Origin of the sequence: Tateyamaria rhodophyticola, assembly GCF_047777875.1 — a bacterium.
GTDB lineage: Bacteria > Pseudomonadota > Alphaproteobacteria > Rhodobacterales > Rhodobacteraceae > Tateyamaria.
This window is the reverse complement of record NZ_CP180519.1, coordinates 2,442,604-2,455,393: the sequence shown is the minus strand read 5'-3', so window position 1 is coordinate 2,455,393 and position 12,790 is coordinate 2,442,604. Positions and strand designations below refer to the sequence as shown.

The 12,790-nt window shown below is 61.3% G+C and carries 11 protein-coding genes; 3 read left to right on the top strand and 8 right to left on the bottom strand.

Annotated features, from left to right (window positions below; genetic code table 11):
- Nucleotides 1–5: 5 nt before the first annotated feature.
- Both ACERHN_RS13600 and ACERHN_RS13595 read left to right on the top strand, forming a co-directional pair.
- Nucleotides 6–989, top strand: a complete 984-nt coding sequence (locus ACERHN_RS13600) for a TAXI family TRAP transporter solute-binding subunit (RefSeq protein ID WP_415919557.1) — start codon at nt 6–8, stop codon at nt 987–989.
- Between the two features lie 80 nt (nt 990–1,069).
- Entirely contained in the window at nt 1,070–3,205 is a 2,136-nt protein-coding gene (locus ACERHN_RS13595; RefSeq protein WP_415919556.1) for a TRAP transporter permease, read from the top strand.
- A gap of 66 nt (nt 3,206–3,271) precedes the next feature.
- Here ACERHN_RS13595 and ACERHN_RS13590 read toward each other — a convergent pair whose 3' ends face one another.
- The 8 genes from ACERHN_RS13590 to ACERHN_RS13555 all read right to left on the bottom strand — a co-directional run bounded on the left by ACERHN_RS13590 (nt 3,272) and on the right by ACERHN_RS13555 (nt 11,892).
- Nucleotides 3,272–3,982 (bottom strand): RraA family protein, encoded by a 711-nt coding sequence (locus ACERHN_RS13590; protein WP_415919555.1) that lies wholly within the window; start codon nt 3,980–3,982, stop codon nt 3,272–3,274.
- A gap of 163 nt (nt 3,983–4,145) precedes the next feature.
- Nucleotides 4,146–5,276, bottom strand: coding sequence for a hypothetical protein (locus ACERHN_RS13585; protein ID WP_415919554.1), 1,131 nt, complete (start codon nt 5,274–5,276; stop codon nt 4,146–4,148).
- Nucleotides 5,277–5,286: 10 nt separating this feature from the next.
- Nucleotides 5,287–6,324 carry a LacI family DNA-binding transcriptional regulator gene (locus ACERHN_RS13580; protein WP_415919553.1) on the bottom strand — a complete coding sequence of 346 codons (1,038 nt, stop codon included), beginning with the start codon at nt 6,322–6,324 and terminating at the stop codon, nt 5,287–5,289.
- A 10-nt stretch (nt 6,325–6,334) separates the two neighbouring features.
- Nucleotides 6,335–7,663 carry a histidinol dehydrogenase gene (hisD, locus tag ACERHN_RS13575; RefSeq protein ID WP_415919552.1) on the bottom strand — a complete coding sequence of 443 codons (1,329 nt, stop codon included), beginning with the start codon at nt 7,661–7,663 and terminating at the stop codon, nt 6,335–6,337.
- 4 nt (nt 7,664–7,667) lie between these two features.
- Nucleotides 7,668–8,726 (bottom strand): ABC transporter ATP-binding protein, encoded by a 1,059-nt coding sequence (locus ACERHN_RS13570; RefSeq protein WP_415919551.1) that lies wholly within the window; start codon nt 8,724–8,726, stop codon nt 7,668–7,670.
- Between the two features lie 46 nt (nt 8,727–8,772).
- Nucleotides 8,773–9,600 (bottom strand): carbohydrate ABC transporter permease, encoded by an 828-nt coding sequence (locus tag ACERHN_RS13565; RefSeq protein ID WP_415919550.1) that lies wholly within the window; start codon nt 9,598–9,600, stop codon nt 8,773–8,775.
- Complete coding sequence (locus tag ACERHN_RS13560; protein ID WP_415919549.1) at nt 9,597–10,475, bottom strand: carbohydrate ABC transporter permease; 879 nt, start codon at nt 10,473–10,475, stop codon at nt 9,597–9,599. Before ACERHN_RS13560 ends, ACERHN_RS13565 begins: the two co-directional genes overlap by 4 nt.
- A gap of 88 nt (nt 10,476–10,563) precedes the next feature.
- Nucleotides 10,564–11,892, bottom strand: coding sequence for an ABC transporter substrate-binding protein (locus ACERHN_RS13555; protein ID WP_415919548.1), 1,329 nt, complete (start codon nt 11,890–11,892; stop codon nt 10,564–10,566).
- A 117-nt stretch (nt 11,893–12,009) separates the two neighbouring features.
- Here ACERHN_RS13555 and ACERHN_RS13550 point away from each other — a divergent pair, with 117 nt between their 5' ends.
- Nucleotides 12,010–12,780, top strand: a complete 771-nt coding sequence (locus tag ACERHN_RS13550; RefSeq protein WP_415919547.1) for an HpcH/HpaI aldolase family protein — start codon at nt 12,010–12,012, stop codon at nt 12,778–12,780.
- Nucleotides 12,781–12,790 lie beyond the last annotated feature (10 nt).

The following is a 12,790-nucleotide window of genomic DNA, read 5'->3' as shown; positions in this document are numbered from 1 at the left end:
CTGACATGACTTATGCAACAGCTATGAAAGCCTTTTTCGTTTCAGCCACACTTGGCCTTGGTGCCAGCGCGGGCTGGGCACAGGACCGAAGCGATTGGCCCGACAGCTTCTCTGTCGGAACGGCGAGCCAGGGCGGGACATACTTCGTTTATGGTGCAGGATGGGCCAACATGGTGTCCGAAGCGCTCAGCGTGCCTGGCGGTACCGAAGTGACCGGCGGCCCGGTGCAGAACGCCGCCCTCGTGCAGACCGGTGATCTCGATATGGCGATGGTCACGATGGGCCCCGCCTTTGACGCGCTCAACGGCAACAGCGCGCTGGCCCCGGGCCTCAAACATGATCAGATCCGCGCGATCTTTCCCATGTACAAAACCGGGTTTCACGCGGTGACGCTGGCGGGCTCCGGCATCACCAGTTTTGCGGATATCCCCGATGGTGCAGTGGTCGGCGTGGGACCGGCAGGCGGGACACCCGGCACCTATTGGCCGCGCATTCTCGAAGGCATGGGCAAATCGGTTGAGTTCCGCAATGGCGGTGCCGCCGATCTGGCCGGACAGCTGCAGGACGGGCTGATCGACGTCTACACCTGGGCGGGCGGCTTGCCCTATCCTGCCTTCAGCCAGCTCGATGCGCAGACCGACGTCACCTATTTCGGCTTCACGCCAGAGGAACAGGCGGCGGTGATCGGCTCGCAACCGGTGTCTGATTTCACGATCCCGGCAGGCACCTACCCCTCGCTTGACGACGACCAATTGAGCGTTTCGATGTGGAATTTCGCCATCGGACACGCGGACCTGCCGGAAAGCTTTGTCTACGAAGTGGTCAAGACGGTTATGGAAAGCAATCCGCAGATGATCGAAATCCACAAGGCCGCGGTGGAAACGCTGCCCGAGAATTTCGACAAGAACACATTCCTACCCTGGCACCCCGGTGCCGTGCGGTGGTTCGAGGAAAACGGCTTTGACATCCCCGACGCGCTTGAGGGCTGACACATCTGTCATGTGAAACACCGAAAGCACCCCGCCCGACCGGTGGGGTGCTTTTTCCCTAACGTGAACGGACCACGCCCATGACCGATATCCAGGAGCAACGCGGGGACATCTCGCAAGTGACGGACAACGCGACGCCGGATCTGGATGGGTCACACTGGCTGCAGCGGCTGGGGTTTCTCTTGTGTGCCGTCTATGCCGGTTGGCACCTTTACGTTCTGAACATTGCGCCGCTGGAAACCTGGACATTCCGCATCGTACACATCGCGGGCGCGCTGATCCTGGGCTTTGGGCTGAGTGCGACGTTGTGGGCGCGCCGGGACGAAGGCCGCGCGGCGGGGCGCATCCCCCTTGTTCTGGGCGCGGTGTCGCTGATCCTGTCGGGCGTGGCGCTTGGATCGCTTGGTGCGGCGGTGTTCGCCATGGCGCCGGGGATGCAGGCACCGCCGGGATGGACGCTTGCGGCTTATGGCTGGGCACTGGCCGGTGGGACCGTGCTGGCGATTTTGACAGGCTGGCTGTACCCCGCCCGTGCGGGCCATGTGCCGCTCGCCGATATCGCGCTGATCGTTGCGACGATCGCCAGTTGCGGCTTTATCCTGTTCAGTCTCGATACCTTGTCGCTGCGCCTGCGGGCAGGGACGCCCTTTGCCGATCCCAACAACGGATGGGCCGCCTTTGCCGTGGTGATCCTGATCGCCGAATTGACGCGCAGGCTGGCCGGTATGGCCCTTGTCGTGATCGCCGTTGTCTTTATCGCCTATGCGTTTCTCGGGCCCTGGATGCCCGGATTTCTGGAACACCGCGGGTATGACGCCAAACGGTTCTTTACCTATATCTTCACGGACAACGGCGTGCTGGGTCCAACGACGGCGGTGTCGTCCACATATATCATCCTGTTCATCATCTTTGCGGCGTTCCTGCAAAGCTCCAAGGTGGGGGACTATTTCGTCAACTTCGCGTTTGCAGCCGCAGGGCGTGCGCGCGGCGGGCCGGCCAAAGTGTCGGTGCTCGCCTCTGGCCTGATGGGCATGATCAACGGCACGTCCGCAGGCAACGTCGTGTCGACCGGGTCGCTCACCATCCCGCTGATGAAGAAGGTGGGGTACAGACCCCAATCCGCCGGTGCCATCGAAGCCGCCGCCTCAACCGGCGGACAGATCATGCCGCCGATCATGGGGGCCGGGGCGTTCATCATGGCCGAAATCACCGGCATTCCGTACACGGAACTGGTCGTTGCCGCGCTGATCCCGGCCATCCTCTATTTCGGGTCGATCTATTTCATGGTCGATTTCGAAGCCAGCCGGACGGGCATGCGCGGCATGCGTTCGGATGAGCTGCCAAAGCTGTCGGACCTGATCCGCCAGTTCTATCTGTTCCTGCCCATCGTGATCCTGATCGGCGCGCTGTTCAGCGGGTACTCCGTCATACGCGCAGGCACGCTTGCCATTGCATCCGCCGCCGTTGTGAGCTGGCTGACGCCGTTCCGCATGGGCCCGCGCGAGGTCTATGACGCCTTGGGCAATGGCGGGCGCATGTCGCTCCAGATTGTCATCGTCTGCGCCTGTGCCGGGTTGATCGTAGGCGTCATTTCCCTCACCGGTGTGGGCGCGCGGTTCTCCAACCTGCTGTTCGATCTGGCACAGCAAAGCACGCTACTGGCGCTCGTCTTTGCCATGTTGATCGCGATCATTCTGGGCATGGGAATGCCCACCACGGCCGCCTATGCCGTTGCGGCCTCGGTCGTGGCGCCGGGACTGATCGAGATCGGGATCAAACCGCTCGTGGCGCATTTCTTTGTCTTTTACTTTGCCGTTGTCTCCGCCATCACGCCGCCCGTGGCGCTTGCCGCCTACGCCGGGGCGGCGATTGCCGGGTCCGAGCCGATGCGCACCTCCATCACCAGCTTCAAGGTCGGTCTGGCAGCGTTTATCGTGCCTTTCATGTTCTACTACAGCCCCGGTCTGTTGATGGAGGCGGCGTGGTACGTGAGCCTGCAGAACCTGATCACGGCGCTGGCGGGTGTCGTGATGCTGGCGGGCGCGGTGCAAGCGTGGTTCATGTGCCCCGCAGGGCCGGTGCTGCGCCTCATCCTTTTGATCGGCGCATTGTGCATGATTTCAGGCGATTGGCGCACGGATTTGCTGGGCATCGCCATCGGCGGGGCGCTGATGCTGCGCGGCTGGCAAAAGGGCAAGCAAGCGGCCAGCCTGTGACCTGACGGCCTTTGCGGCCACGTCATGCTGCGCCGGTCACGGCCCGAGCAGCGCAGCGGTGCCCTGTCAGGTGCGCCGCGCTTCGAACGCCGCCCATGCCGTTTCCAGCTTTTCGATGTCGAACCCCGGTGCGCGCGCAGGTCCGAGGATCAGGTTTTCATTGGCGATGACCGTCGCAATGGCGTCTTCGAGCTGCAGGATCACGTCCTCTGGCACCACGACAGCGCCGTGCCGGTCGGCATGGATCAGATCGTCTTCGTCCACCTGCATCCCCTTGATCGACACCTGTGTGCCCAAGTCGCGCACATGCACAAAACCGTGGCTGGGACCGATGGATCCCGCAAGGATCGGGAACCCGTCGTCGATCACATCCAGATCCCGCATCACCCCGTTGGTCAACGCGCCCTTCAGGCCAAGCCCCTTGTGTACGGCCACGTGCACTTCGCCCCACCAACCAGCGATGCAATGCGGATAATCCATGTCTTCGACCACGGCGACGGTTGGGGCGGGCCCACGGGCCATGGCCCTGAAATAGTCCAGCCGGCGCGCCTTGATCACGTCATCCGGCTCGGTCGGCGGGGCAAGACCCGCGATACGCGCCGTGCGGGCACGTCCGACCATCGCAGGCATGCCCGGACGGCAATGGAACATGGTGCCCTTCGTGAACCGGTCGAACCCACGCCGCCCTTGCGCCACTTCGATCGCATTGCAGACGGTGGGCGTGTCCACCTCTTCGAGCCGGGCAAGGAGGGATGCGGAAATGGGTTGGCGTGTCATGAGGTCAGCTTTCTGCGTTCAAGAGTGGACATTGGGATCGCGCGCCATGGCGAAGTCGCGGCGGATGGGGCCATCTTCGAAACCGCGCCTCACGGCGCCCTGCCCGCGCGGTGTGGCAGGCACGCGCATCCCCCGCGAGGGGACGGGCACCGTGCAGCTCAGCTCACTCCGCCACCATGCCATAGCCGGGGATCAGGTGCGCATCGGCGACGTACCCCTGGGCATCAAGCGCATGCCCACCAGCAAAGGCATCCGCCACAACGTGGCTGCGGAACCTCGGGCGTTTCTGGTGATCGCCCGAGATGATCACCAGCAGCTCAACCGTGTCTCGGGACATGTTTTCGAGCGTACGGACCACACCGCCCGGGATCGAAGCCGTGTCCCACGCCCCAAGGTCGAGCGCGGCGTCACCGTCATCGTTCAGGCGCACCTGAACGCCCGATCCGCGCGGGATCAACACCATCTTTTCATCCAGGACAAAGGCCGACACCCGTTGTCCGGGATGCAGGCGCAACCATTCCATGGAGAACCCGTGGGGGTTCGTCACACGCGCCTTGTGATCGCGGTTTTGCGTCATGCCGTGACCGATCACCGGGGCAATCTCCGCACCGCACCCCGCCAGCCCCTGATCAATGAACGCCGGTCTGTAATCACGATCCGCCGCCGTCACGGCCCGTTCGCGCATTTCGGCAACGCTGTACGGGCGCAGCCGTGCCACATCATCGGCAGACATCGGGTCGATGCACTGTGTTTCATCCGGCACCGGATCGCCATTGCTTGTATCGATCAGGACGTTGTCGCGCGACAGATAAAGCCCGTACTCCGCGGCCTCGCGGATGATGTCGGGATGAAAGATCACCCCGCCGGTATTGTCACCCCCAAGCGTTGTGAAGATCCAGCCATCCGTGTCGCCCGAATTCACGAAACCCCGGTAGATCCAGGTTGGCACGGACAGGATATCACCGGGCCGGCCCACAAATTCATTTTCGCCGTTTGGCCCCCAGCGAAACGTGTATTCGCCATCATAGACCATGAAGACTTCGGCCGTGAAATGGATGTGAAGGTTGTTGGTGATCCCCGGGGGCATGGCGGCTGCGCCGATGTTGAACCCATGCGCTTCGGGCAGGTGGATCACCTGTTCGGTCGACGAGGTCACACCGGGTCCGATGATCGAATAGTTCTGCTTGAGATGAGAGCCCGGTTTCTTGCAGTCGATGAAGGCCACGGTACAGGACTTGTAATCGCTGCGCTTTATGTGCCGTGCATCTGCATCGGTCTGGGATATCTGTGCCATCTCGCTGGTCCTAGGTTTGTGCTTGGGATCGGAGCGCCGCGGCAGGTGGGCGCGCGGTGCCCCGGATGATCAATTCGCCGGGTATTTCGATCTTTTCCGGGGCGCGGTTGGGATCCTTGATCTCACTCAGAAGCATCTTGCCGGTCGCCTCTACCATCTGCATCAAGGGCTGCCGCACCGTGGTCAGGTCAAATGTCTTCCAGCTGGCCATGGGCGCATCGTCATAGCCAATCACCGAAACATCTTCGGGCACGCGCAGCCCAAGTTCTTCGCGCAACACCTCGAGCACGCCAAAGGCCATGTGATCATTGGCCACAAACACCGCATCCGGCACGGTGCGTTGCTCAAAAAGCCTGCGTGTTTCGGCCATGGCGACGTTGCGCCGAAAATGGCAATCGATGCATGCGAGTGGCTCCAATCCTGCCCCGTCCATCGCTGCGAGAAAGCCTGCCTGCCGGTCCACACCGTTGAGCGCCTTGCGCCACCCGGCCAGATGGGCAATGCGCGTGTGACCTGCGTCGATCAGGTATTGCGTCGCCTGTTTGCCGCCCGCGAAATTGGCGGCTGTCACCATGGAGACGTCCGGGTCGGACTGTCCGCGGTTGAACAGCACGCAGGGGATGCCCGATTTGCGCACCCGTGTGACCAGGGCATTCGACAGGCTGATCGAGGCGAGCACGATGCCGTCCACCTGATCGGCCAGCAGGTCATCGATGATCGCATCAACCTCATCGGAGCTGTTGCCTGCAAAGTAGACCGTGACGGAATAGCCCTGCTTGTTGAGCGCCTTCGACAGGTCCTGCAACGCCTCACCAAAAAATCCGTTTTTCAGATAAGCGAGCACAATGCCAATGCGGAAGGAATGCCCGGAGTTCAGCGACCGCGCCACGAGGTTGGGGATGTAGCCCAATTCACGCGCGACGGCGCGCACACGCTCTGCCTTGGCCGGATCGACGGAGGTCGAGCGGGAAAACACGCGACTGACCGTCGGCTGGCTCACGCCTGCCGCCCTCGCCACATCTGATGCCGTGATCCGGGAAGAGCTCATATGCGCGCCCCTACTCTGCCGCGTCCCTGTGCGGCGCGCCCTCTCCATAGGGCACATTCACACCGCCATATCGGCGCACACGCAGGTTGCATTGCTCGGCATGGCCCACAAACCCCTCCAGCATGCACAACCGCGAACCATAGGCACCGATCTCCGCCGCCGCCTCGTCCGTGGTGACTTTCTGATAGCTGTGGGTCTTCAAGAATTTGCCGACCCAAAGACCGCCCGTATACCGCCCCGCCTTTTTCGTCGGCAGCGTGTGGTTCGTGCCAATCACCTTGTCGCCATTGGCCACATTCGTGCGCGGCCCAAGAAACAGCGCCCCGTAACAGGTCATATGTTCAAGGAACCAGTCATCGCGATCGGTCATCACCTGGACATGTTCCGACGCCACATTATCCGCAACGCTCAGCATCTCGTCATAGGTGTCGCAAAGAATGATTTCACCATAGTCATCCCACGACTTCGCTGCGGTCTCCGCGGTGGGCAGAATTTTCAAAATTCTGTCCACCTCTTCGATCGTCGCTTCGGCCAGTTTGCGGGAATTCGTGAGCAGAACAGCCGGAGAGTTGTACCCGTGTTCGGCCTGACCAAGCAGATCGGTTGCACACATCTCCGCGTCCACCGTTTCATCCGCGATCACCATCGTTTCGGTCGGACCTGCAAAAAGGTCGATGCCCACACGACCAAACAGCTGGCGCTTGGCTTCGGCCACAAATGCATTTCCCGGTCCAACGAGCATGTGCACCGGGTCGATGGTCTCCGTGCCGATGGCCATGGCGCCCACGGCCTGGATACCGCCCAGCACGTAAATCTCATGTGCACCGCCCAGATGCATGGCGGCAATCACCGCCGGGTTGGGCTTGCCCTGCCAGGGCGGCGTCGCCGCAATGATGCGCGGCACGCCCGCCACCGACGCCGTCGCCACCGACATGTGCGCAGACGCAACCATCGGGAATTTGCCTCCCGGCACGTAACAGCCCACGGACTGCACGGGGATGTTCTTGTGCCCGAGGATCACGCCCGGCATGGTTTCGACCTCGATGTCCAGCATCGAGTCCCGTTGCGCCTGGGCAAAGTCGCGCACCTGCTGTTGCGCAAACTTGATGTCTTCGAGCTCGCGCGGGGTCAGTTCGGAGATCAGCGCATCAATTTCGCTTTGCGACAGGCGGAAATGCGCGGGGCTGTAATTGTCGAACTTTTCCGACAGCTCCCGCACCGCAACGTCGCCACGCGTTTCGATATCCGCAAGCGTTGCCTCGACCGCCGCGCGGACCTTGGCATCATCCTCCGCACGCTCGGCTTCGGACTTCGCCGTCTTCAGGTATTCAATCGTCATCGTACTATATCCTGATCCGGTTTTCGGTTTCGGGATCAAACAGGTAAAGGTGGTCCTGATTGAGGCTGATGCCGACCACATCGTCCTGATCCTTGCGCAGGTGCCGGTCGCCGCGCGCAATCACCCGTTGCGCGCCCCACTGAACCGTCAGAAGCGTGCTTTCGCCCGTGTTTTCGAACGCATAGATCGTCACGTCGATATCGCCCTGCCCCTGCGGATGCACTTGCATGTCATCGGCGCGCACGCCCAGAACCGCGCGGGGCAGGTCCGGCGCGTTGACCGGTACGAGACGCGTGCCTCCGGTGGTCACGAACATGCCATCCGCCACCGATCCGTTGATCAGGTTCATGGCCGGCGACCCGATGAAGCCCGCCACAAACAGGTTTGCGGGATCGTTGTAGATTTCGTCGGGCGTGCCCAGCTGTTGAATGATGCCGTTCTTCATCACCGCAACGCGGTCGGCCAGTGTCATGGCCTCGATCTGGTCATGGGTCACGTAGACGGTCGTGATCTGCAATGCACGGCTCAGGTGTTTCAGCTCTGCGCGCATCGTCACCCGCAGCTTGGCGTCCAGGTTCGACAGCGGTTCGTCCATCAGGAACACCTTGGGTGTGCGGACAATCGCGCGCGCCAGTGCAACCCGCTGGCGTTGACCGCCGGACAGCGCCTTGGGCTTGCGGTGCAGGAATTCGGTCAACTCGACCTGCGCCGCGGCTTTCTCCACACGCGGCGCGATCTCGGCCTTGGCGGTGCCGCGTACCCGCAGCGGATAGGCAATGTTGTCGAAAATCGTCATATGCGGATAGAGACCGTAATTCTGAAAAACCATGGCCACGTCGCGGTCCTTGGGCAGATCGTCATTGACCATGCGGTCCCCGATCCAGATTTCGCCCGCACTGGGGTCTTCGAGCCCCGCGATCATCCGCATCGTTGTCGTCTTGCCGCACCCCGACGGGCCCAGCAGCACAAGGAATTCGCGATCCTTGATGTGCAGCGACTGATCATCGACGCCGACAAAATCGCCCCACCGCTTGGTCAGGTTGTTCAGTCTGATCTCGGCCATCAGCGGATGTCTCCGATTGCGCCAGCGGCGCGTCGTTTTTTCGATGTCATCGGACGGCTCCCATCGTCATGCCCTGCACGAAATACTTGCGGATCATCAACGCCAGCACGAACATCGGTGCCATGATGATGATCCCGGCCGCGGACAGGAGGTTCCACAGGTCCCCCTCCTCTCCCTTGAAGAGCGCAAGCCCAATGGGCAGCGTCACGGCATCCTTGTTGGTCAGGATCAGCGCAAACAGGAACTCGTTCCATGCGATGATGAAGCAGAAGATCGCGCTGGTCAGAAGACCGGGTGCGGCCATCGGCAACACGATGTTGCGGATCACCTGAAGGCGTGACGATCCATCGACCATCGCGGCCTCTTCGGTGTCCATGGGAATGCCGTCGATAAAGCCTTTGATCATCCAGATCGCAAAGGGCATCACAATGGCGAGGTTCACAAGGATCAGCCCCAACCGCGTATCCAGCAGCCCCACATCCCGGAACATGACGAAAAAGGGCAGGATGATCACCACGGCGGGCACAAACTGCGTGGCGAGGATCGTGACCAGCATCGCGGTTTCACCGCGCATCGAAAAGCGGCTGAACGAATACGCGGCAAGCGTCGCAATCGGGATCGCAAAGAGGATCGTTACAAAGGCAACGATGGTCGAATTCCACAGCTTTTCACCCAAGCGGTACGGATCGTCGAACACGACGCTGAAATTCTCCAATGTCGGGGTGAAGAACAGCTTGAGCTGATAGACGTCCACATGGCTTTTGAACGCGGCCAGAAAGATCCAGATGATCGGTACGAGCATCACGAACATCGCAATCAGGATCAGAACGGTCTGGATCGCCCCGAACAGGCGCTTTTTCTGTTTGCCGGTCATCGGTCTGCCTTCCGGAACACGAATTTGGCATAGGCGTAGGTCAGGAAGATCATCGGGATCACCATCAGCCATGCGACGGAGGCGGAGTATCCGATCTGCCCATACTTCATTCCGTTGAAGTAGATGTAGTGGCTGAGCGTCTGGGTCGCGGTGCCCGGCCCGCCATTGGTCAGCATGAACACCTGGTCAAACGTCTTGAGGCTGAAGATCGACTTCAGAATGATCACGACGGCCAGAACCGGCGCAAGCTGCGGCAGCGTGACATCCTTGAACACGCGCCAGCCGCTGGCGCCATCCACCTGCGCCGCCTCGACCGTGTCACGCGGGACCGAGGCCAGGCCGCCGATCAGGACAAGCGTCAGAAACGGAATCCACCCCCAAACATCGGCCATCACGACCACCGCAAAGGCCAGTGTCGGATCGGCGAGCCAGCTCACATCGGCGAGCGGCGGGATCATCACCCCAAAGAACGCATCGAACAGGCCGAATTCAGGGTTGAACATGAACCGGAAGGACACACCGATAAGTGCGGGGCTCATGGCAAAGGGCAGGATCAGCAGCGTCTGCGCGGCACTGCGCAACCGCCCACCCGGTGCCAGCAGCATCGCGAGCCCAAGCGCGCAGATCGTGGTCAGCCCGACGGTCAACAGCGTGTAGACGGACGTGACCCACACGGAATTCCAGAATGCGGGCTCTTCGAAGAACGCCCATGTGTAATTCTCCCAACCCAGATACTGGTCCAGCGACCCCGGACGGTTCAGCCGTCCAACCGTGAAGGACAGGCGCGCAGCCTCGATCAGGGGCCAAATCGCCGTGGCAAAGACCACGAGCACGGCGGGCATCACCAAAAGGTATTTGAGTGTGTTGTCGCGCATGCAAACGCTCCCGATCCCGGTTGGCCCGGCCCAAAAGGGCCGGGGTGAGACAGGGCGCGACGCATCGCGCCCCGTTTCGGTGTGCGGCTTATCTCAGCACGCCCGCGCGCTTGAGCACCTTGTCCGCCCGCTCGGCAGCGGCGGTCATCAGCTCTTCGACATCACCACCGGAGGCGGCTTCTGCGATTGCGGCGGACAGGATGTCACCGATCTCGGGCCATTCCGCGATTTGCGGCATGATGTCGGACTGCTTGAGGCTGTCCCACGCCGCGGCCTGAATGCCATCATTCGCCGCGTTCACGTCCGGATCTTGCAGGGACGAGATATGGGTGACCACGTTGTTGACGATCTTCTTGCCATCCACCTCACGCTCAATCGCGTTGGCCTTGTCCATTTCGGGATTGGACAGCCATTTCAGGAATTCCCATGCGGCATCCTGATTTTCGGAATATTCCGAAATCGAGAACGGCATGGAAATCGCATAGGTCTTGGTCGTGCCGTTGTAGGACGGCATCCCGGCAAAGCCAACCTGATCCTTGGTCAGGGTCGAGCTGTCGGGATTGTAGAACCCGGAATAGGCCCACCACCAAACCGGCATCATCGCCGAATTGCCCTGCATGAACGACTGGCGCGCATCCTGTTCGTTGAACGCGACCGAATTCGGGTTGGTCACGCCGTGTTCTGTGTGCAGCGCGATGTAATCCTTGGTGGCCTGAATGCCCGCCTCGGAAGCCCATGCCGCACTGCCGTCTTCGTTGAAGATGTCTGCACCCGCAGCCCAGAGGAAGTTGATCCAGATGAACAGATTCTGCCGATTGCCGTCGTTGTTGTAATAGAGCGCCAGTGGCGAGATGTCGGGGTTGGTTTCCTTCAGCTCCTTGCCGATGCGCACCACGTCTTCCCAAGAGCTGGGCGGCTCTGGGATCAGGTCCTTGCGATAAAACATCAGCTGCGGATGCGCGCGCAGCGGAAATCCGAGCGTTTCACCCTCGAACTGAGCCGACCGCGCAAAGGCCGCCGGGTAGCGGTCCATGCTGATCCCGTCCCGCTCCATCAGGTCATCAATGCGCTTGATCCAATGCGCGTTGGGCGGCCCCCAGCTGTCAAGATAGTTCACCACGTCGAAGGTGCCGTTCGCAGCGATACCTTCCGCGTTGATCTTTTCCTGTAACGAGCCAAAGGGAATGAACGTCCACTCCGTCTCGATCCCCGTCAGTTCGGTGAACTCATCATCGCGCAGCATCAGCCCATCGAATTGCGGCGTCACAACGCTGAGGATGTTCAGCTTGGTGCCTGCAAAGGGTTTTCCGGGCAGGAGGTTGTACTTCTCCTGATGCCCATCGGCCAATGTGGCAAGTGGCGTGAATGCGGCCGCCGCCGCCACGGCGACAGAGGCCAGAAATGTCCGTTTGCGCATGTGTTCCTCCCATTGCGACTATTTATTTGCCAGACTATGCACAGTGTGAATACGTATTCAACAGTTATGAATGCGCATTCATGAGCGGCAGGGCCGCAAGACGCCGAAAGGAACGACATGAGACAGAACCCGCTGAAACCCATGCTGGCCTCCGGCGCGACTGTCGTGAATGCGTGGCTGTCCATCCCGTCCGGCTATCTCGCCGAGGGGGTTGGTCAGCAGGGCTTCAACAGTGTGACGGTTGATCTGCAACACGGCATGATCGGATTTGAGACGGCCGTGACGATGCTGCAGGCGATCTCGGCCACCGCTGCAACTCCGCTTGTCCGGGCCCCGTCAAACGACCCGCACACGATCATGCACCTGCTCGATGCGGGTGCGTACGGCGTGATCTGTCCGATGATCTCGACACCGCAGGAGGCTGCGGATTTCGTGGCCGCCTGCCGCTATCCCCCCGCTGGCAACCGGTCCTTTGGACCTGCGCGTGGCAAACTGTATGGCGGCGCGGATTACTTTGACGGTGCCAATGATGAAATCCTTGCGATCCCGATGATCGAAACCCGCGCAGCGGTCGAAAACATCGACGCGATCCTCGGGGTGGCGGGCGTGGACATGATCTATGTCGGGCCGAATGACCTGGCGCTTGATCTCGGGGAACGCCCCGGTGCGGAGTTGGACAAGGGCGAGACGACGCGCGCGATTGATCATGTCCTGTCGCGTGCCAAGGCCGCAGGCGTTGCGACGGGCATTTTCTGCGCCGATGCGGCGCGCGCACGTCAGCGGCTGGACGAAGGGTTCAACCTTGTGACCCCCGGCAACGACTTCAACCTGTTGATGAACGCGATGTCACAGGCGGTCCGAACCTGTGCCGGTGACCGCGCAGCGTGACGAAAATCTG